This is a genomic window from Bartonella jaculi (assembly GCF_039543045.1).
GTDB lineage: Bacteria > Pseudomonadota > Alphaproteobacteria > Rhizobiales > Rhizobiaceae > Bartonella > Bartonella jaculi.
This window is the reverse complement of the sequence record NZ_BAABIZ010000008.1, coordinates 46,525-67,726: the sequence shown is the minus strand read 5'-3', so window position 1 is coordinate 67,726 and position 21,202 is coordinate 46,525. Positions and strand designations below refer to the sequence as shown.

Below are 21,202 nucleotides of genomic sequence, written 5' to 3'. Positions count from 1 at the left end.
GCCTGTGGAGAGGAAGGCTCTGGCCAATGTCTTGTGACTTTGGTGAAACCAGCCTCGAAGAAGCAGGAAATCAACAGTAGATGTAATCAGAAATGAGAATATTTACGTAAGTTTGATAGAACGGTTTTCTGAAGGTGATGAAGACTCTGCATTCAATGAAGAGGAAGAAGAGAATGCGGTATTTACGACAGAGCATTCGAATGAACGATTCTTTTAGGAGGCATTTTTTAACTTAAAAAGAGATCCTAAGCCTTCAGAGTCAATGATTTTAAGAAAATAAAGAGGATAAACAAGATGCAGAGCCGCATCAAAATTGCTCTTTTCTCTGGTGCTGGGAGGTGGAGGGGATTGTTATACGGGTATTGTTTTTGAGGCGGTATAATTCTTTGGTGCCCATGATGAAAGGCGTTCTCTAGCATCTATGATGATAGAGGATTGTCTTTGGTTTCATTGGTGGGGGGTATGAGAGGTTGCTTGCGGGCTTTTCGTGATGAAACATTCCAACAGCGTTTTTTCACGTAAAAATTCATAAAAGACAAGCGGCACAAATTTTTTGGGGAAGAGAAATTTGTGCCGTAACGTTTGCGCTGTTTAAAGGTGTCGATTTGATCTCGAATTAGCTTTGCAGCGTTTTTAAAACATTTTGTGGTGTAGAAACTTCATAAGGATCTGTTGTGCAATTGTCTGAAAAACCTTCTTCTTCAAACCATTTTTCAATGACACCATCATTAATAACAGCAGCATAGCGCCATGAACGCATTCCAAAACCGATATTGTCTTTGGCAACCAGCATACCCATTTTGCGGGTGAATTCACCAGAACCATCTGGGATTAATTTCACGTTTTTGATGTTTTGTGCTTGCCCCCAAGCATTCATGACAAAAGCATCATTGACGGAAAGGCAATAAATTTCATCAATGCCAAGCTTTTTAAATTCATCATAGAGTTTTTCAAAATCGGGCAACTGATAGGTGGAACAAGTAGGAGTAAAAGCTCCAGGAAGAGAAAAAAGAATAACGCGTTTTCCTTTAAAGTATGTCTCACTGTTAACGTCTTGCCACCTATAAGGGTTATCTCCGCCAACTGAATCATCACGTACGCGTGTATGGAAGGTGACATTGGGAACTTTTTTTCTCATCATAATTATGCTCCTATATTTTCTGGGAGTTGTATTTTAAAACAGTATTTGTGTTTAAAAGCGTGTTGGAGAGTGCATTTTAAACCATTATATATTGCGTATTGCGATAAGTTTGCAAGTATTTCATTTTTACGTCAAGTAGAATTAATATCTTGATGGATGTGCATCGTAAAATTAAATGAAGTCATAGGAAGGCGTCACCATGACTATAACGACAGTTTTGACAACGGCTTTTGGGGATCAAAAACTGGGAACATCTGGTTTGCGCAAAAAGGTATCGGTTTTTCAACAGCCCCATTATGTTGAAAATTTTCTTCAATCTATTTTTAACAGTGCTGGACCTTTTGAGGGCAAATTGCTTATTCTTGGTGGTGATGGACGCACTTTCAATCATACGCTGATTCAGCTTGTGTTAAAAATGGCGGCAGCTAATGGTGTTGCGTGTGTTAAAGTGGGAAGAGAGGGTATTCTCTCTACGCCTGCTGTCTCGCATCTTATTCGCAAAACGCATGCCTACGGTGGATTTATTCTCTCAGCAAGTCACAATCCTGGTGGTCCAGAGGGGGATTGTGGCATCAAATACAATATTTCCAATGGTGGTCCTGCTCCTGATGCTTTGTGCGAGGCTATTTTTGCAACATCACAGCGTCTTTCTTTTTATAAGATCGTTGAGGCTCCAGATATCGATTTAACTAAGCAAGGGATAACCTTTATCGGCACTATGAAAGTGGAGATTATTGATCCTGTGGCGGATTATGTGGCTTTGATGCAGGAGATTTTTGATTTTGATCTTATTGCTAAGGCAGTGGCAGAAGGGCTCACTTTACGATTTGATGCGATGCATGCGGTAACAGGGCCTTATGCGCATGAAATTTTTGAAAAATGCTTAGGGTTTGCTGAAGGAACGGTGGTCAATGGCATTCCTTTGCAAGATTTCGGCGGAAAGCATCCCGATCCAAATTTGGTTTATGCTAAGGACCTTTATGATTTGTTGATGTCTGAGCAAGGACCTGATCTTGGGGCAGCATCTGATGGTGATGGAGATCGTAATCTCATTATTGGTCGCAAACAATTTGTCACCCCTTCTGATTCCTTAGCTATTATAGCAGACCATGCTCATCTGATTAAAGGGTATCGGCAGGGCATTGTCGGTATTGCACGCTCTATGCCAACAGGACGTGCCGCTGATCTGGTTGCTGAAAAAAAAGAATTAAACCTTTTTGAAACACCAACGGGGTGGAAGTTTTTCGGGACGCTTTTGGATGCTGAAAAAGTTACCTTTTGTGGTGAAGAAAGCTTTGGAACAGGTTCTCATCATGTCCGCGAAAAGGATGGTTTATGGGCCGTTTTGTTTTGGTTGAATCTTCTAGCAGTGACAGGGAAAACTGTTGCACAAATCACGCGGCAGCATTGGCGCACCTATGGGCGTTTTTACACTTTACGGTATGATTATGAAGGAGTAGAGTCCTGTAAAGCCTATGCAATTATAGAGCAGTTGCGTGCGCATTTACCAAAGGCGGGAACGGAAATTGCCGGACTCCGTGTCGAAAAAGCAGATGATTTTACCTATCATGATCCCGTTGATCAAAGTGTGAGCACAAAGCAGGGAATACGTGTGTTTTTTGAGAATGGAGCACGGCTCGTGGTGCGCTTATCGGGAACTGGAACGGTGGGAGCGATTTTACGGCTTTATTTTGAGCAGTATGAAGGTAACCCAAGCAAACACAATCTCGATCCGCAAAAAGTTCTTCAACCTTTACAACAGGCGGCGCTGCAATTGTTGAAGATACAGCAAAAATTAGGTCGCGAACAGCCTGATATTATTACATAAATGTTATCACATAAGAGTGTTGTTTCATGTTGTCTCTTGCCGGTGTAGTATTGTCGGTGGAGCGTTATTGCTCCACAGGCAATGGAATTGACTTTGCTGATTTTGAGGAGGGCGCGTTCCCCCAACTATAAGCGCAGATTTGATTTCAAAAAACGAATGGTAAATGGCAATAAAAATTGGATGAAAAATGCTTCAATATCTTCATAATCTTCACAAGAAGTTTTTTAAAAAGGGGGCGCTGTATCCATTTGTTTTTTGTAGGTAGAGCATCTTTTGGGGGATCGTTAGCCGATTATGCCATAATCAGCTCTAGAAACTCCAGCTTTCATGGCTTCAGTACGCAAGCTTGTGTCATTTCTCTACAACAGCATTTGGTAAGGCATAGGTGTTTTTTTAAGAACGCGCATGGTGAATGGTGCGCTTATCTGAAACAGGAAGCGGGAGAGCACTTTTAAGACTTGAATTTTGAACCGTTTGAGATGCTTCACTCGAGAGTGCTTCACGTAAACACCTTCAAGAGCTGTAAAACGTTCTCTCGTTCTTGCAATAGGTGGTGCCTAATCTTTTCAATAGGTAAAAAAGCTGGACCATGAAGGGAAAGCTGGACCGCGAAGGGTTTGATACTTTCGCGGTCTGTTTGAGGCATGGCGATATCCCGTTGTTTATTGCGGGGCGATCATCTTTTTTGGATCAACTAGCCGGTCATAATCCGCTCCAGACACTCCAGCTTTCATTGCTTCAGTACGCAAGGTTGTGTCATTTTTATGTGCTGCTTTAGCAATCTCGGCGGCTTTCTCATAGCCAATGACTGGTGCAAGAGCTGTCACGAGCATCAAAGAGCGTTCCATGAGTGAGTGAATATGGACTCGATTGGCCTGTAATCCTTGGATGCAGTGTTCATCAAAAGAGCGCATACAATCACCAAGAAGCGTAATCGACTGTAAAACATTATAACCAATAACAGGCTTATAAACGTTAAGTTCGAAATGCCCTTGGCTTGCGGCAAATGTCACACTGGTATGATTGCCAAAGACTTGGCAGGCAACCATGGTTAAGGCTTCACATTGTGTGGGGTTCACCTTTCCTGGCATGATAGAAGAGCCTGGCTCATTTTCTGGAAGGCTTAGTTCCCCTAAACCCGAACGTGGTCCTGAGCCCAAAAACCGAATGTCATTAGCAATTTTAAATAGATCAGCTGCTAGAGCATTCAAGCTTCCATGGAAATGCGCAAGAGCACCATGGTGGGCAAGCGCTTCAAATTTATTGCTGGCAGTTTGGAACGTTATCCCGGTGAGGGTGCTCACTGTTTGCGCAAAGGCAACGTCAAAACCTTTTGGCGCATTGAGTCCTGTGCCAACAGCAGTGCCACCTTGAGCAAGCATTTGGATATCGGTTAGAGCATTTTCAATGCGCTGAAGATTGGCTTCTAATGCCGCACGGTAGCCTGAAAATTCTTGTCCTAAGGTTAAAGGCGTTGCATCTTGAGTATGGGTGCGGCCGATTTTAATGATATCTGCGAATTCTTGCTCTTTTTGTTTTAATGTAGCAATAAGAGCTTCAAGAATTGGCAGTAAGTGTTGGCGTGTTTGCAACGTGGTGGCAATGTGAAGCGCTGTGGGAAAGGAATCATTCGACGATTGGCTCATATTGACATGGTCGTTGGGGTGAACGGGTTTTTTGCTGCCAAGTTTTCCTCCTAAGATCTTACTGGCACGATTAGCGATAACTTCATTGACATTCATATTGCTCTGTGTGCCAGAACCTGTTTGCCAGACGGAGAGTGGAAAATGTGTATCAAAATCGCCGGCAAGTACTTCATCAGCGGCTGTAATAATTGCTTTCCCAATATTTTCTGGCAGCTTCCCTTTGTCCATATTGACAACAGCTGCAGCCTTTTTGATAAGGCTTAAAGCATAAATAATGGCAAGAGGTTGTTTTTCTGTGCCAATGTTAAAATTATGCAGAGAACGTTCAGTTTGTGCTCCCCAATAACGGTCTTGACGTACCGAAATCGTTCCAAAGCTATCCGTTTCCTGACGTGTTTCAACCATGATAAAATCCTTTTATGTTTACAGGTATAGTAAAAAGCTAAATAACGCGAAATAGAAAAAAGAGGCAAGGCTTCAATGCCTTTTGATATAAATTATTTTAGAGACAATCCTTGACAATGGGGAGTGGCAATTTTATATTCAGACCGTTGTTAGCACTCATGCTTGAAGAGTGCTAATAAGGACTTAAGATTAATGCAATTATATTAAGTTTTAAGGATTTAAAATATGGCTAACATACAATTCCGCCCACTTCACGATCGTGTCGTTGTCCGTCGGGTTGAATCTGAAAATAAAACTGCTGGTGGGATTATCATCCCTGATACAGCGAAGGAAAAACCACAAGAAGGTGAAGTTATTGCTGTGGGCAATGGCGCTCTCGATGATAACGGAAAGCGTGTACCTTTAGAAGTTAAAGCAGGAGACCGTATCCTCTTTGGGAAATGGTCTGGAACCGAAGTAAAGATTAATGGGGAAGACCTCTTAATCATGAAAGAATCTGACATTATGGGAATTATGGGCTAATTGCGCCTCTCATTGTTTGCATTTTGTATTATTTAGGACACAACTCCAAGGAGAAATTAAATGGCTGCTAAAGAAGTCAAATTTGGCCGTGAAGCGCGTGAGCGTTTGTTGCGCGGTGTTGATATCCTTGCTAACGCTGTTAAGGTAACGCTCGGCCCTAAAGGTCGTAATGTGGTTATTGACAAATCATTTGGTGCGCCGCGCATCACAAAAGATGGTGTTTCCGTTGCAAAGGAAATTGAACTCGAAGATAAGTTCGAAAATATGGGGGCGCAGATGTTGCGCGAAGTCGCTTCCAAAACCAATGATATTGCTGGTGATGGAACAACAACGGCAACCGTTTTGGGACAAGCTATCGTGCAAGAAGGGGTAAAAGCCGTTGCTGCTGGTATGAACCCAATGGATCTCAAACGTGGTATCGATGCTGCTGTTGAAGAAGTGGTGGCAAACCTTTTCAAAAAAGCAAAAAAAATTCAAACTTCTGCAGAAATCGCACAAGTGGGAACCATTTCCGCTAATGGCGCTGTAGAAATCGGTAAGATGATTGCTGATGCTATGGAAAAAGTCGGCAATGAAGGCGTTATTACCGTGGAAGAAGCAAAAACTGCTGAAACGGAATTGGAAGTCGTTGAAGGTATGCAGTTTGACCGTGGATATCTTTCACCTTATTTCGTAACAAATGCTGAAAAAATGGTGGCTGATCTTGACGATCCTTACATCCTCATTCACGAAAAGAAATTATCTAATCTACAATCCCTTCTACCAGTGCTCGAAGCTGTTGTTCAGTCTGGTAAACCTCTCCTGATTATCGCTGAAGATGTTGAAGGTGAAGCTTTGGCAACACTCGTTGTCAACAAACTACGCGGCGGTTTGAAAATTGCTGCTGTAAAAGCTCCAGGATTTGGTGATCGCCGTAAAGCCATGCTCGAAGATATTGCAATCTTGACATCAGGGCAGGTGATTTCTGAAGATGTTGGTATTAAATTGGAAAATGTCACTTTAGATATGCTCGGTCGTGCAAAGAAAGTGAATATTTCTAAAGAAAATACCACAATCATTGATGGGGCTGGACAAAAGGCTGAAATCAATGCACGCGTAAATCAGATCAAGGTGCAGATCGAAGAAACAACTTCTGACTATGACCGTGAAAAATTACAAGAAAGACTTGCTAAACTCGCTGGGGGTGTTGCTGTTATCCGCGTTGGTGGTGCTACAGAAGTTGAAGTGAAAGAAAAGAAAGATCGCGTTGATGATGCCTTGAATGCAACACGCGCTGCTGTGGAAGAAGGTATTGTTGCTGGTGGGGGAACCGCATTGTTGCGTGCTGCTAATGCGTTGACTGTTAAAGGAAGCAATCCTGATCAAGAAGCGGGTATTAATATCGTGCGCCGTGCACTACAAGCACCAGCACGTCAAATTGCAACCAATGCTGGTGAAGAAGCTGCGATTATTGTTGGAAAGGTGTTGGAAAATAATGCTGACACATTTGGTTACAATACCGCAACCGGTGAATTCGGTGATTTGATTGCTTTGGGAATCGTTGATCCCGTGAAGGTTGTGCGTTCTGCTCTCCAGAATGCTGCTTCAATTGCTAGCCTTCTTATCACAACGGAAGCAATGGTTGCTGAAGTGCCAAAGAAAGATACCCCAATGCCTCCAATGCCTGGTGGCGGAATGGGTGGAATGGGCGGAATGGATTTCTAAGCCCTTTCATAGAGGTAAAAAGGAAACGGGCCATTGTGCCCGTTTTTTTGTATGCTGTTCCAGCTTCTTATACAATTTTCTGTTTCAGAGGATTTTACATCATGCGTAAACAAGAAAGCGCTTCATAAACAATATAATATATTGATTTATAATGATCCTTCACCGCTGCACATGTTGAGTAGAAATCCCAGATATCGTAAGGCTTTCTTCTTTCAAACCTTCTGATATTTAAAGCAATAAAAGCCATTCGCTTGCACATCACACGAGAGATCAATAGAAGGATAAGGGTCGTTTAAGAAAGGCATAAAAATGTTTCTTATGAACCATTTCAATGCGAGAGCAATATTATGCTAGCAGAGTTTGTTTTTTAGCGGTTGTGTTTTTTCTCTTTTGCTCAATGAAGTGTTTTTCTGAGGGAAGGGGGGCTTTTGGGAACTTGTAAAATTAACCAGCTCAATTGTGGGGAGCGTTATCCCTAGAGTATAGCTCGCTTTAAACATTTTCGTTGAGGGAGGTAAAAGCAATTTTGCGTTTTCTCTGCTTATCTTAAAGAGCTACCCCCAATTTTGGGGTAGCAAAATTAACCGGTTCTCATTTGGTTTGGTTATTTTTAAACTCTAGCGCTCCAAATATTTTCTGTTACTTCACTCTGCATTATGTCGTTAAAAGGATTTCGCTTTCATAAGACAGAGCATGATGATTTCCATTCCCCGTTGTGATGATCTGGATCTCTAGTTTATGCTTACCGTTTTCTCAGTTTTTAGAAAAGCTATCAAGTTTCTATTTTATAAAAAAACTTTTATGCAATCTTTATAGAGAGTTTCAAGCTCTACTTCTCAAAAGTGGTTGGTGTTATGATAATGTTGCGATAATAGCTTTCGTATTTTACGTGCGCCATTTTGATGACTGTCATCTTGTTTTTTATGTGCTTCACAATCCAATCCTTAAAATGAAATATAATCCTCTAAACATAGCGCAAGCTTACGTTATGATCATTTTAAACGATTAAACTTTTAATAGTGCGGGTTGTGTTGTGATGAAGGACTCTCGTAAAATTTATAAGCCATACGAATAATAGCGGCTTTGCATTTCATTTGATTGCTCACATGCCTTATGATCTTTGATAATATTTGCCCCCTGATTTGCTTTTTATGTTCTGTTCATACAAGGGCAATTGTTTATCAAAATGATCCGTTGAAGTACGCATTAAAGTGTGAATTCTGATGAGTGTTGCGATCAAATAAATTCCATTCAATAGATTGATTTTATTGTTTTTTTATAAAAATGTTGTTGTATGGTTTTAATAATCTAAGGCTTATCGAGATAAAATGTTTTGTTTGGTTAAGTGTTTTGCTTTAGCAATGGACAATAAGCATTTCTTGCTCTATGACCGCTTAGATGAGTGATTATTCTTGAATAAAAGAGGGAATGTTATGACCCAATATCCTAAATGCCCTCAGTGTGGTGGTCTTTATACTTATGAAGAGGGGGATAATTTTGTGTGTCCTGAGTGTGCACATGAGTGGCCCCAAAAAAACGAAGAGCTTTCTCCTTCCAACACCGTTTGTGATGCGAATGGTAATGTTTTGGCAAATGGGGATAGTGTTATTGTGATAAAAGATCTTAAGGTTAAGGGGGCTACATCTGTTCTCAAGGGGGGGACGAAGGTGAAGAATATTCGCCTTGTGGATGGTGATCATAATATTGATTGTAAGATCCCTGGGTTTGGTCAAATGAGCTTAAAGTCGGAATTTGTGAAAAAAGTTTAGTTGGTTACAAGTTGGCACCATCATACTCTGTGTTTGCTTGCAATGTTGCAATTGTTCTTGTTTTGAGAGCGTTCATAAGAGGTATTTTTACACCTTTCTTAAAACTTTTATTCCCATGCTGATTTCTCTTATGACGTGCAAGCGAATGATTTTTATTGCTTTAAATATAAGAGGATTTGAAAGAAGGGTGTCATACGATATTCGGGAGCCTTGTTTAGCAGACAAAGCAATAAATTATCATGATCAATGAATGGTTTGAGAGTTTATATTTATAGAGCGCTTTTTTTATTAAAGCGTCTGTCTGTGCTGGAGGCTTCTTTTGGATTAAGAATTTCTTTCAATTTTCTTGCGTTGTCTGTTAAGAGAGCTGCTCTGATCGAGACGCTGGTAGTCCATTAAAGGGGATGTGTCTTGGTGGTGTATTGGAGCGATTTGGTCTGAGAAAATAATCACTCTATGGCGTGATGTTTTAGCAGCTATGGTTTGCTTTTTATCGGTATTTTGTAAGATCTCATTCTTGTTTATTGCGGCATGGCTTCAACACCTAAAACTTCTGGAATAAAATGTCGTAAAAGATTTTCAATACCATGTTTAAGTGTTGCTGTTGAAGAGGGGCACCCAGCACAAGCTCCCCGCATATTGAGGTAAACAATACCGTTTTCAAAACCGCGGAAAGTAATATCTCCTCCATCATTGGCAACTGCTGGGCGAACACGCGTTTCGAGGAGTTCTTTAATTGTTAAGACGATATCGGCATCTTTTTCGTCATAAAATTCTTCTGTAAGGGCATGGGTTTGCGCCTGTGTTGTGGCATTGCTGGTAATAACTGGATCATTGGAGAGAAAATGTTCCATGATTGTGCCCAAAATCGCTGGTTTGAGATGTTGCCACTCACCATCTTGTTTGGTCACAGTAATGAAGTCATAGCCTAAAAAAACACCACTGACATTTGGAATATTAAACAGCTTAGCAGCTAAAGGAGAATTTTTAGCGGCTTCTTTACTGTCACGAAACTCTAACACGCCCTCAGAAAGCACTACACGACCGGGCAGAAATTTCAGTGTTGCAGGGTTTGGTGTCGCTTCAGTTTGAATAAACATGTATTCTCCTGTTTGTTAAAGCTTAGAGAAGATAATTACGTCTCCAATACTCTGTTTTAGGCAATCGATTCAATATCTTCATCGGCAAGATTGCTTGGAATAACGGTAACAGGGATTGAAAAAGCCGTTCCCCGACTCCCGATGAGTTGGACAAGCGGTCCTGGTCCTTCTGTGTGTCCACTGGCAGCTAAAATAATAAGTGCAATCTCCTTATCTTCGTCGATCAGTTTGGAAATTTCTTCAATCTTTTTGCCTTCACGAACAATGATTTCTGTTTCTAGGGCATGGGTGGTGCGTACATCATTGGCAATTTCTCCCAATACTCTATGAGCAGTTTGTGTTGATTCTGTTCGCATAACATTGTTTACACCCAGAAAATGTTGAAATTCTACACTATCAACAACGCAAAGCAAGACCAATGTTCTGTTGGTATTTTGGGCATGCTGGGCGGCAAAAGCAACAGCACGGCGACATTCTGGGGTTTCATCAATAATGACTAAAATTTTCCGTTTATGACTTGTTTTCGGATTTTTTCTCTTAGAAACCATGGGTTTTCCTGCTTTTTTGGTAAAAATATTTCACATCAATTGTGTTAAAATATATAAGTAAAGGTAACTTTGAAAGGGTTTCAATAGAATTTCTCAGATTAGCGGCAATTTTAGAGAAAAATTGAATACGCGGGTCTTTAAAGAAGCTTCTGTGAACTTATATCATAAATCGGATCTTAATATTTTTTGAAATGATTGTGGGACGAAAAATTGTACTACGATTTAAACAAAGCGCTTTCCTATAATGCACGATGGAATTTTTTAGATAGTGATAGAGGATTAGGGAAAACGTTTAGTGCATTACGGTTTGTTTGTAATGCTTACAAAAAAAGAAATGAAAAATTCATATATGTACGTCGTACAAAGGAAGAAATTCGACGTGTAAAAGACGCAATGTTTATTGCTTTAGAAAATCAAGGCATTATTAAACCATGTGAATTTAGATGCAAAGGTGAACATATCCTTTATAATTCAGAAATTTACTTAGATGCGTTAGAAAAGTTCTCTCAAGCGAGAGAAGAGACTGGATCAAAAATCAGTGCAAAAAGATCATACAGATTGCCACCTCTCTTTAAAGCAAAAAATGACATGCTTTGCGGATATTTAGTCCCTCTATCTTTAGTTAACCAATATAAACACTGCTCCTTCCCTCATGTTAAAACAATCATTTTTGAGGAATATATTTGTGAACAAGAAAAATATTTAAAAAATGAACCAGAAAAATTAGTGAGTTTATGCGAAACTGTCTTTAGACACCGTGATGAGGGGCGTGTAATATGCCTTGGTAACAGCATATCACATTACAATCCTTATTTTGATTTCTTTAATCTAAGAAATCATCATAAAAATGAGTTTACACATTATAAGAAAAAATCAATTCTAATTGGTCATACTCTTGGTAAAGAATTTCTTGAAAAGAAGTCTGATACAAAATTCGCTCAATCAATTAAAGATACAGCATATGGATCATTCATATTAGATAATAATGCTCTTAAGATTACCGATGATTATTCATTCATTAATAAAATGAAATCAGTACCCAAAACACCTTATTTTAACCTCATCATTCAAAAACAAAAATTAGCTGTCTTTTTCGCATCTGATAAATTGTTCATTAAAAAAGGTTTTAATAAAGATTATATTACCTACAGTATGGATAATATTTTATATGAAGGGGCAATTAAAGGAAGAATTTCAAAAGATTACCAACTTAAACAATTGGCTAAATTTATAAGGGATGGTGATGTTTGTTTTGAAACAATCGATGTTAAAAGAATTATGGAACCATTCATAAAAAAGGTTTAAATGGGAAAATTAATTATCTCTCCTGTTGTAAAACGTTGTCGTTTATAGCGATGATATGAGACATGGCAGAGATAATGATAATCTCTCGTGTGAAGGGTCATCTTTTGTAAGAGAGAACGGATATTTTCTTAAAATCCAGTATAGCTTCTTTTTTACTCTTTACAGTTTGCTTTATTGTTTCATGTATTTTGCAAAAATCCAACAATTTCACGGACTTTTTTCATATTTTTTTCTGCCAGTTGACTGGCACGCTGTGCGCCATCACGTAAAACAGAGTCAATATAAGCGCTTTCTTGATGAAGACGACGCAGTTCTGCTGTTATCGGTGCAAGTTTATGGACTGCGAGGTCTGCTAAGGCTGTTTTAAACAGCGAAAATTGTTTTCCGGAAAACTCTGAAAGAGCCTTTTCTTTGCTTATTTTTGCAAAAGCCGCATAAATACCAAGCAGATTATTGATCTCTGGGCGTCCTTCCAAACCGGCAAGGGTGTCGGGGAGAGGGGCGGAGTCCGTTTTTGCTTTGCGTATTTTTTTTGCAATAAGATCAGCATCATCCGTCAAATTAATGCGCGAAAAATCTGAAGGATCTGACTTTGACATTTTTTTTGTACCATCGCGCAACGACATAATGCGTGTGGCTGTCTCACCAATAAGCGGTTCGGGCATTGGGAAAAAAACTTGTTTTTTCTCTTCGCCTACTTGCATAGAGATACCTACATCTAAATCCGCAATACGATCTGCGTAGTCGTTGTTGAATTTTTGCGCAATATCACGTGTCAGTTCAACATGTTGTTTTTGATCTTCTCCCACCGGAACATGCGTGGCACGGTAGACTAAAATATCGGCCGCCATCAGACTGGGATAGGCAAAAAGCCCAAGAGATGCTTTTTCACGATCTTTTCCTGCTTTATCTTTAAACTGTGTCATGCGTTGAAGCCAACCAATACGCGCGATACAATTCAAAATCCATGCCAGTTCAGCGTGTTGAAAAACGCGAGATTGGTTGAAAATAATGTGTTCTTGAGGATCAATACCGGCAGCTAAAAAGGCTGCTGTGACTGCTCTGGTTGATTCAGTCAAGCTCAGAGGATCTGGATTGACGGTGAGCGCATGCATATCGACTACGCAATAGAGGCAATTATAGGATGTTTGTAGTTCAACCCAATGCTTGATGGCTCCAAGGTAATTGCCAAGATGTAAGTGTCCACTTGGTTGTACGCCGGAAAAGACAAGCGGTGTGAAGGTATCCATAGCAGTGTTCTTTCTTAAGTAAAGTTATTCGTTTTGTATTTTTTGACAAAGCCTCTTTCTGAAAGCAAGACAAAATATTATAGACGCTTTTTGAAATTTTTAAGGGTAAGAAAAAAGGAACGGGAATCAAGTAAAAAATAGGCGATACAATATACCAAGAATATGACAACCATTATTCCTGCTAAGGTACTGGCGCGCAAGAGAAACGATGCTTGTGAGGATAAAGGAAAAGAGAAAAAGCCAAGAACATTAAACGCATAAGAGAGGGTGAGAGCGCTCAAAACAGTAACAAGTATCAGACACGCAATGCGTTTTATCAGTTGTGCGTCGTATTGCCAGTATCCCCGTTTGATGAGGACAGTACAGAGCAACAATGTGTTAACCCATCCAGAGGTAATTTCAGCAATAACAATGCCCCGTGCTGACAAAATTGGAAATAATGTTAAGGCTAGGCTGATATTAATGAAAACGCAAATGCCTGTGAAAATCATAGGTGTTTTTGTATCTTCATGGGCAAAGAAATTAGGAATAAAAACCTTTATCAGGACAAAAGCTGGTAGTCCTAATCCATAAAGTTGGAGTAACTGTGCGACATGGTGTGTTGACACACTGGTAAATTGTCCACGTTCAAAAAGCAAACTGACAATGGGGTGGGAGAGCAGAAGAAAAGCGATGGAGGCTGGTAGTGTTAATAACAGCGTTAATTCAATAGAGCGATTTTGTAAATCATGGGTTTCTTTAGGCTTTTTGCTGCGTAAGGCTCTTGTTAGTTCTGGCAAAAGGACAGTTGCTACGGCAATTGCTATCACGCCTAGGGGCAATTGATAAAGGCGATCAGCATACATTAAAGAAGAGACGGCACCTGATTGACTGGAGGCAATGTTGGTGTTGATTAATAAATTGATTTGTGTAATCCCCCCCGTGATGGCAGCAGGGAATGCTAAAGTTAAAAGTTTTCGAACATTGGGGCTGAAATGAGGACGGCGGAGAAAAATTTTCATTCCGCTTCGACGCAAAGCAACCGCGATGAGAGCAAGTTGGAGAAGCCCCGCAGCTAAGACACCCCAAGAAAGATTTAAGCCAATATGCCAAGCATCAAGTTGATAGATCCAAGCATAAGCAAGCACACCAATGAGAATAATGTTCAAAAAGAGGGGAGCAATGGCTGCGATGAAATACCGTCGCAAGGCATTCAACATGCCCCCCATCATTGCGGCTAAAGACATGCACGTTAAATAGGGAAACATGATTGCGGTAAAATGAATTGTCGCGTTAAACTTTGTCGCATCCTCTGCAAAACCTGGAGCAATCACTGTTCGCACTAAAAAAGGCATACTCAATTCCATGGCAATGGTTAAAAGCAACAGCAGCGTGAAGAGAACGCCAAATACCTCTTCTGCGAATTTACAGGCAGTTTCTGTACCATCTTCCGTAATTTTTTTCGAAAAAAGAGGAACAAAAGCCGCATTAAAGGCACCTTCAGCAAAAAAACGGCGGAATGTGTTGGGAAAACGAAAAGCAGCGTTGAATGCGTCGGAAACAGGACCAGTTCCCAAGGCTGCCGCCATCAACATTTCGCGTATAAAGCCAAAAATACGACTCATGAGAGTTCCGGAAGCAACAGTTGCAAATTTTTTAATTAGGGTCATAAAAATATATCGGGTTTGTCATAAAGGAGCGGTGATGAAAAAATAAAACCATTTTAAATCGTAAAAATCTAATGAGCATGCCAATACAATCATATATTGTTAAAGCGTTTTACGACGGTGTTTATCCTTCTGTCAACAAGCGCGCTTTTATACCCTTTGCGTTGGTTTTTTCGTTGCTCCTTTACAGTTTATTATTCCCTTCATAAAATTCTTTTTTAAAGTGGAAGATGTCGAACAATGGAATGAAGTGAAAAAAGCAAAAGAAAATGGGGGGGACTATGGTGTTCCTTATGGCTTGTGCTCTGTTTTATTTCTTTATGCTTTAAAGCTCCATAAAGAGAATGTCGCTATGCGGTAAGGTAATTCTATGACGGTTTTATAGAGCTTCTATAGAGATTGGCAAAAAGTCTGTTCCGGTCGGCATGGAAGAAAAGATCATAGAGCTGTACGCTTTAGATCAAGAGGCAGCAGAACTTTTGAGAAAAGAAGCAGATGCTTGTCGCACAAGTTTTACAATCAAGACTTCCAGTCCATTGAATCGTGAAATTGTTGGCATGTTTGTGAGATCATTGAATAGTTTTTCACAATAAATATTTTCAATGCGTTGATGGTAATCCTGTAACCAAGAGTGATGACATCTAATATCGAGAATAGAGCAATCGGAAATGGAATACCATTATTTAATCCCCTCCTTTTTCTGCTCTTCTCATAGTTCGAGATTGTCGAATAGAAGCCATTTGGACAGCATAAAGCGTCATTATCTGAAAAATCTTACAATCATAGAAGTTATGACTGATACCTTATGGCATCTTATTCATGGTTTGAACATTTCGTAGAAGATAAAAAAGCAATAGACACAAGGCGCTTTTATTATGGCTGAAGCGGCAGTGGGAACAATCGTCATCTCTCTTGATACATAAATTCCTCAAAAATGCTCTTTTTTGCATTTTATTTTTAGGGGTCTCTGCTTCATAGCTTCGTGAACGCACAGCCTCTCTGTCATGCATACGCGTTCGAATATTTCTCCTAGATGAAGGATCGGGGAAGGAGAGTCGTCTAAAAGTGATACCTCCTTCTGAGAAAGAGCTAAAAAGCTAAAGCTTATGCACACTTAGAAGACCATAGCCATTATTTTTGCACGCTCTACTTTATGTGGTTGAACATGTTCCTGTATTGCTTTTTCTTGCTTGATGGTTTCTGTTATTTTGTTTGCTTTCATTGCTGCTGTGCCAAGAGTTTCAGTGCGATTTTCGTCATTGTTTTCCTTTATAGATTGATGCACGTCTCGTATTGAAAAGGCATCCAATCTGCGGGATAATGATTGCATATTTTGTTGTAGTTCTTCTCCCTGTTTGAAGATTTCTGCAATTTCCTTCGCGTTATTGAGTGATGTGCCAAGAGTGTTAGCCAGTGCTTGGTGATTGTTTTCCTGTATAGCTCTACGTTTGCTTGCTGAGAGACGGTCATGTAATTGGCACATATAAGCCTTTATTTCTGCTCTTAGTTCCGGAGACTGTAATAAGATTTCTTCTCGTTGTTCTTTTGGTAGGGAACAAAGATTTTTCATCCATTCACTAGGCGTTCTTATCGACTTTTCACAGCGTTTTTGTTCCATATGATGATCATGGAGAATATCTTTTTCCGCTAGTTTTACAGTATGCATATAATCAAAAATGGCGTGGCTTAGAGGCAGAATATTTTCTTGTGCATGTAGGCGTGTACCATTTTTTATGCCACATATATTGATACCACGAAGTCTATGGACAGACTGAGGAAATGCTCCAACTTGCCGTGCGAACTTTTCTCCCTCAGAAATATTTTCACACGTTACTGGAATTTTAATCTCTGGAAGTTTGTTCTGCAAAGCATTGGATTTGCCATAAATAATTTTGCACAAAAGTTCGATTTTTTTTCTGCTTGTTTGAACTAATGGGCTGTTTTGAACCATTTCAGCAAGCTCTTCATTTGTAAGAGATGGTATGTTTTCTTTGGGAATAAGAATTTCTTGCATTTCATGAGTAAAAGGTGCTGTAAAAGAAAGCTTATCACCAATTTTCAATGACTTAAGTTGCTCTGGGGCGAGATATTTTTTATTTCCTATGATAAAAGTACCCTTGACATCGATCATGAAACCATTTGCTCCACCGCCCCTATAGAAGCCTGTATAGGTTTCACCTTCTTTAGGCGTTTTAATAAGACGATGATTAATACTCTCAAGTCCCAACATTTTCATGTGGTCCATGAATTCTTTTAAAACAAGCACTTTTTCTGGATGAGAGATATCCTCAAACAGATCTTTCATTGGCTCTAAATTGCTGTCTTGTAGTGATGCAATACTGGCAAGGTTTATGCGTTCTTTTGTCATAAGAGAAAAATCCAGCTTGTGTCCCGCAGATTGGCTGAGTTTTTCAAAAAACATTCGTTGTGTGCGCCCATTGCCGTCTCTAAAAGGATGTGTATAGTTTAACTGTGTCATCATTTCAGCGGCATTTTTAACAAATTCTTCGCGCGATAAACCTTTCAAATAATTCTTCTCGGATAGTGCTCGATCTAAATTTGTAAGGCGTTCCTGTACCTTTTCCCCTGATGCAAAGACAGTGCCAGCTTTTTTCATTTGCTGCATACAGGCAGTGGTGCCATCTGCAAAGGTAAAGGGTTTCTCGCGGGTATGGCCAGCCCATTCAAACGTGTTTTTAAATAAGCTGTGATGAATATATTTTAGATAGAAGGAATCTATTTTTTCTGGCAGTGGTTCTTGGCGTAAATTAATGATTGCTCTTGCTGAATCATGTGCACATTGCACTTGTAATTTTCCATAGTTTTTTATTCCATATTTGTTTTTCAGTGTGACACTATTGGGGTAAAAGAAATTACGTGATGATATATCCTTTTCCTGAACTTTAGGAGATAAAGGCAATTTCTCGTGTGGGAAGGAGGGAGGTCCGACATCCAATTTTTCCGCAGTAATGGTCGCGTATTCCATCGCTTTTGGGGAACGTTGTTGTTCCCTTTGTTGGTCGTGTGAGCGTTTTTTCTCTGCCATTGGGGCAGTCGTTATATCATTTTTAATCGCGTCATTGGTCTGTAAAGTCGTTTCTCTCAATTTTTGTTGTGTTTGTGCAAGAGAGTGAGAAGATTGAGAAATTTGTTCTGTTCTCTGTTCTCTTTCTTGCGGATTTTGATTCATAATCTCCATGGTGTCAGGTGAAATATGAGGATTGTCATCCGTAAGCTTTGAAATATGCTCCACTTCTGTTTTGCTTGCTTGGAGAGAGGCACCGTTTTTCAGCCTTTCGAGACTTTCTTGTTGCCTAATAGGTTCTAATATCTGTTCTGTTACACGGGGTGTATCCAGATCTTTGGTCTCTGGGACTATAAAGGTGAATTTATTGCCAGGTTTTAATGTCTTGAGCTGTTCTGCTGTGAGATGATCTTTGTTACCAATGATGAACCGCCCGTTAACGTCCATCAAAAAGCTTTCTGCTCCACAGGCTATATACTTACCTTCATAGATAATGCCTTCATCTGCAGCCACGACATACTGGTATTGGATATCATTACCTCCGATATTTTTCATGTGGTCCAAGAAGTCCTTTAAAATACGGCACTTTTCTGGATTGGAAATATCTTCAAAGAGATGCCTCATTGGGCGTAGATAGCCATTTTGCGCTGCTGCAACACTAGCAACCACCATGCGTCCTTTTGTTACAAGAGAGAAGTCTAGCTTGTGGCCTGCTGCTTGGCCGAGTTTTTCAAAAAACATTCGTTGTGTGCGCCCATTTCCTTCTCTGAAAGGGTGTGTATTATTGAGAGAAACAAACAGTTCTGCCGCTTGCTCAACGAATTCTTCGCGCGATAAACCTTTTAAATAATTCTTTGCAGAAAGCGTTTGATCTAAATCTTCAAGCCCTTTTTGAATCTGTGAACCAATGGCAAAAGGAACCTCAGCATCTTCTTTTTGCATCTCTGGCATACAGGCAGTACTGCCATCTGCAAAGGTAAAGGGTTTATCGCGGGTATGTCCAGCCCATTCAAATGTGTGCTGAAACAAGCGTTGATGAATATATTTTAGATAGGAGGAATTTATTTTTTCTGGCAGCGGTTCTTGGCGCAGATTGATCATTTCCTGTGATACATCATGGGCACATTGTTCTTTCAATGCTGTTTTGTCCATGATGCCATATTTATTTTTCAGTGTTTTGCTATGGGGGTAAAGGAAATTTTGCTCGAACATATGTGTATTGTCCTGTAATGTCGCTTGGTTTATGAGAGTGTGAAACTCTTCAAGCGGATCTTTCCCCTCGCATATTCTTCTAAAATTTCGAGCCTTTTTAAGTGAAGTGTTATCCTTTCAAGTGTATGGATATTGAGATTTGCATCAACCCCTTTATGGCACGTTTATCATCTTTCTGATGAGAGATATTAGAAAAACATTTTGTTTTTCTATGCATATTTTCTGTAACATTACGCACACTCTCCCAGTTAATCTCTATAAAATGCTTTGCATTAAGGAAGTAGATGCAAAGTAAATCTTTATCTACAATTAGCTGACAAAAGCCATTGCTTTTGCTGCCCTAACTTTGCGTGGTCGAACATCTGTTAGTTCTTGTTGTTCTTGTATGGAGGTTTCAGCAGCTTCATTTTCATTACGCGCGGTTACTGTTGTATGCTCATGCTGTTGAGAAGTCTTTGATAAGACTTGCTGTGTTTGCAAATCTTGCGTTAATTCAGAAGACTGTCTTTGATGATTTTGTTGTGTTTGATGGGTTTGCACAATGTCTTTTCTTACTTCTTTTACAGTTTCTGTATAACGATCAATAGCAGCGCATAGGGAAGGAAGACTTGCTTCAGCTTCTCTGCGTGCACTATTTTTTACGCCAAACCTTTGCTTGCCTGCAAGCGGAGCAAACATTGTAGGTTTGTTTGCAACTTGCTGTGAGAGCTCTTCTCCCAGAACAGGATTTTTTTGAATATCTTCAGTGTTATATTGCAAAGTATGTGGATCATTATAAACAATTTTACACCAATTGTAGACTTCTATTTGAGCGCGTTGAACAGAGTGATCATTTTGAACTCTGTCGCTCATTTCCTTATGCGAGAGAGGTGCCATTGTTTTTTCAGGTTTACGCGACTTTTGCTGATTTTCAGCTTTTTGCTCTCCCTGCGTTTTTTGTTCTGTGTGAGAAGTAGGTAAAACGCCTTCTTGTCTGTGTTTTTCGGGTGTTGTCACCGTGCGTGGTCGAGCACCAAGACGGTCCCATTCAGTTTGCATGGTAGTTTCAACAGATTCTTGATGCCTGTTTTCTGGTGAGTGTTCAGGCAATTGAGGAGGTGCTGCTACGGTTTGCTGTCTTTGCATGCTTTTATCCAGTTCGGTAGACTGGGTATAGCGTTTTTGTTTTTCTTCATGGGTTTGCATAATGTTTTCTTGTACATGTTTTATAGCTTCCGCATAGCCTTCAAGGGCATCACTTAGATGTGTAAGAGCATTTTCGGCTTGTTTGCGTGCATTGCTTTTTAAGCCATGGAAATTATAACCAGAAAGTTTACCAAACAACTGAGGATGTGTTTTAACTTGCCATGCAAGCTCTTCTCCTGTAGCAGGAGACTTTTCAATTTCTTCCAGTCTATACTGCAAAACACTCGCGTCGCCGTAAACAATTGTACACCAATATGTGATTTCTGCGTGACAATATTCGACTAATGTATTACTTCTAACTTTGCGGGTAAGTTCCTTATGCGAAAGGGGCGCTTCTTGTTCAGGCTTACGCGGCTTTTGTAGATCTTCAACCATTTGCCTTAGGTCCATTGATTGTCTACGGAGTGTTTGTTTGGCTAGATGACCATGAAGAGCATTCTCTTTTGCCTTTTTTATACTCTCGGAATAATTTTCAATGGCCAGACACAGGCATGAAACCTTCTCTTCAGCTTCTATGCGTGTTTTACTTTTTACGCCAAGAACTTTTTTTCCAGCAAGACTAGCAACAAGAGCAGGATTTTTTGCAATTTGCCATGAAAGACTCACTCCAAGGACAGGATTTTTTTCAATTTCCTCAAGTTTGTTCTGAAAAATATCTGGGTCCCCATAAATAGCTTGAGACAAAATTTTGATTTCGTCTTTACAGGATTGGACCAAGCTATTGCTTCTAATTTTGTCGTTAAGTTCTTCTTCCAGGATAGGTGTGCTTTCTCTTGATAGAGCAGGCGTTGTGTATAGGTCTTCCTCGTCTTGGGATGATGCACTGCGTTGCTGCTTGTCTTTTGCACGCGGTGGTTTTTGTGGAGCAGGTGTTGTGTGGGTGGGGGTATGGTCTTGTGCGGTTGTGTTGCTTTGC

At 40.0% G+C, this 21,202-nt stretch carries 14 protein-coding genes and 1 pseudogene; 7 read left to right on the top strand and 8 right to left on the bottom strand.

Features of this window, described 5'->3' with window-relative positions:
- Positions 1–616 precede the first annotated feature (616 nt).
- Entirely contained in the window at positions 617–1,141 is a 525-nt protein-coding gene (locus tag ABD915_RS04980) for a peroxiredoxin (RefSeq protein WP_345116006.1), read from the bottom strand.
- Positions 1,142–1,340: 199 nt separating this feature from the next.
- On the opposite strand from ABD915_RS04980, the gene ABD915_RS04975 reads away from it, so the two are divergent.
- Positions 1,341–2,969 carry an alpha-D-glucose phosphate-specific phosphoglucomutase gene (locus ABD915_RS04975; RefSeq protein ID WP_345116003.1) on the top strand — a complete coding sequence of 543 codons (1,629 nt, stop codon included), beginning with the start codon at positions 1,341–1,343 and terminating at the stop codon, positions 2,967–2,969.
- 662 nt (positions 2,970–3,631) lie between these two features.
- On the opposite strand, the gene fumC is transcribed toward ABD915_RS04975, so the two are convergent.
- Positions 3,632–5,020 (bottom strand): class II fumarate hydratase, encoded by a 1,389-nt coding sequence (gene fumC / locus ABD915_RS04970; protein WP_345116001.1) that lies wholly within the window; start codon positions 5,018–5,020, stop codon positions 3,632–3,634.
- Between the two features lie 225 nt (positions 5,021–5,245).
- Between fumC and groES the strand changes: the two genes are divergently transcribed.
- From groES to ABD915_RS04955, 3 genes are all read left to right on the top strand, one after another.
- Complete coding sequence (groES, locus tag ABD915_RS04965; protein ID WP_345115998.1) at positions 5,246–5,542, top strand: co-chaperone GroES; 297 nt, start codon at positions 5,246–5,248, stop codon at positions 5,540–5,542.
- Positions 5,543–5,602: 60 nt separating this feature from the next.
- Positions 5,603–7,246, top strand: a complete 1,644-nt coding sequence (gene groL, locus ABD915_RS04960; protein ID WP_345115995.1) for a chaperonin GroEL — start codon at positions 5,603–5,605, stop codon at positions 7,244–7,246.
- Positions 7,247–8,679: 1,433 nt separating this feature from the next.
- Positions 8,680–9,015, top strand: coding sequence for a zinc ribbon domain-containing protein YjdM (locus ABD915_RS04955; protein WP_345115991.1), 336 nt, complete (start codon positions 8,680–8,682; stop codon positions 9,013–9,015).
- Between the two features lie 521 nt (positions 9,016–9,536).
- On the opposite strand, the gene ABD915_RS04950 is transcribed toward ABD915_RS04955, so the two are convergent.
- Positions 9,537–10,115 (bottom strand): NifU family protein, encoded by a 579-nt coding sequence (locus ABD915_RS04950; RefSeq protein WP_345115988.1) that lies wholly within the window; start codon positions 10,113–10,115, stop codon positions 9,537–9,539.
- 56 nt (positions 10,116–10,171) lie between these two features.
- On the bottom strand, positions 10,172–10,663 hold the full coding sequence (locus ABD915_RS04945) for a universal stress protein (RefSeq protein ID WP_345115985.1): 492 nt from the start codon (positions 10,661–10,663) through the stop codon (positions 10,172–10,174).
- 210 nt (positions 10,664–10,873) lie between these two features.
- Here ABD915_RS04945 and ABD915_RS04940 point away from each other — a divergent pair, with 210 nt between their 5' ends.
- The gene (locus tag ABD915_RS04940; protein WP_345115982.1) at positions 10,874–11,968 is read left to right on the top strand and encodes a phage DNA encapsidation protein; all 1,095 of its coding nucleotides are present in this window, start codon (positions 10,874–10,876) and stop codon (positions 11,966–11,968) included.
- Between the two features lie 179 nt (positions 11,969–12,147).
- Here the strand turns inward: ABD915_RS04940 and trpS are convergent, their stop codons facing one another.
- Both trpS and murJ read right to left on the bottom strand, forming a co-directional pair.
- Positions 12,148–13,218: a tryptophan--tRNA ligase gene (gene trpS, locus ABD915_RS04935; protein WP_345115979.1), complete on the bottom strand. Its 1,071-nt coding sequence runs from the start codon at positions 13,216–13,218 to the stop codon at positions 12,148–12,150.
- A gap of 77 nt (positions 13,219–13,295) precedes the next feature.
- The gene (murJ, locus tag ABD915_RS04930; protein WP_345115976.1) at positions 13,296–14,867 is read right to left on the bottom strand and encodes a murein biosynthesis integral membrane protein MurJ; all 1,572 of its coding nucleotides are present in this window, start codon (positions 14,865–14,867) and stop codon (positions 13,296–13,298) included.
- Between the two features lie 220 nt (positions 14,868–15,087).
- Between murJ and ABD915_RS04925 the strand changes: the two genes are divergently transcribed.
- Both ABD915_RS04925 and ABD915_RS04920 read left to right on the top strand, forming a co-directional pair.
- Positions 15,088–15,225: a hypothetical protein gene (locus ABD915_RS04925; RefSeq protein ID WP_345115973.1), complete on the top strand. Its 138-nt coding sequence runs from the start codon at positions 15,088–15,090 to the stop codon at positions 15,223–15,225.
- 19 nt (positions 15,226–15,244) lie between these two features.
- Positions 15,245–15,457, top strand: a pseudogene (locus ABD915_RS04920) (XRE family transcriptional regulator); the annotation flags it as partial.
- 521 nt (positions 15,458–15,978) lie between these two features.
- On the opposite strand, the gene ABD915_RS04915 reads toward ABD915_RS04920, so the two are convergent.
- Both ABD915_RS04915 and ABD915_RS04910 read right to left on the bottom strand, forming a co-directional pair.
- On the bottom strand, positions 15,979–19,101 hold the full coding sequence (locus ABD915_RS04915) for a BID domain-containing T4SS effector (RefSeq protein WP_345115970.1): 3,123 nt from the start codon (positions 19,099–19,101) through the stop codon (positions 15,979–15,981).
- A 309-nt stretch (positions 19,102–19,410) separates the two neighbouring features.
- The coding region (locus tag ABD915_RS04910; RefSeq protein WP_345115967.1) for a BID domain-containing T4SS effector at positions 19,411–21,202 on the bottom strand (1,792 nt) is incomplete at its 5' end.

Excerpts from the sequence above, each read along its gene's own strand:
- ABD915_RS04980 (WP_345116006.1), bottom strand. The coding sequence starts at position 1,141 with ATGATGAGAAAAAAAGTTCCCAATGTCACCTTCCATACACGCGTACGT.
- ABD915_RS04975 (WP_345116003.1), top strand. The coding sequence starts at position 1,341 with ATGACTATAACGACAGTTTTGACAACGGCTTTTGGGGATCAAAAACTG.
- fumC (WP_345116001.1), bottom strand. The coding sequence starts at position 5,020 with ATGGTTGAAACACGTCAGGAAACGGATAGCTTTGGAACGATTTCGGTA.
- groES (WP_345115998.1), top strand. The coding sequence starts at position 5,246 with ATGGCTAACATACAATTCCGCCCACTTCACGATCGTGTCGTTGTCCGT.
- groL (WP_345115995.1), top strand. The coding sequence starts at position 5,603 with ATGGCTGCTAAAGAAGTCAAATTTGGCCGTGAAGCGCGTGAGCGTTTG.
- ABD915_RS04955 (WP_345115991.1), top strand. The coding sequence starts at position 8,680 with ATGACCCAATATCCTAAATGCCCTCAGTGTGGTGGTCTTTATACTTAT.
- ABD915_RS04950 (WP_345115988.1), bottom strand. The coding sequence starts at position 10,115 with ATGTTTATTCAAACTGAAGCGACACCAAACCCTGCAACACTGAAATTT.
- ABD915_RS04945 (WP_345115985.1), bottom strand. The coding sequence starts at position 10,663 with ATGGTTTCTAAGAGAAAAAATCCGAAAACAAGTCATAAACGGAAAATT.
- trpS (WP_345115979.1), bottom strand. The coding sequence starts at position 13,218 with ATGGATACCTTCACACCGCTTGTCTTTTCCGGCGTACAACCAAGTGGA.
- murJ (WP_345115976.1), bottom strand. The coding sequence starts at position 14,867 with ATGACCCTAATTAAAAAATTTGCAACTGTTGCTTCCGGAACTCTCATG.
- ABD915_RS04915 (WP_345115970.1), bottom strand. The coding sequence starts at position 19,101 with ATGTTCGAGCAAAATTTCCTTTACCCCCATAGCAAAACACTGAAAAAT.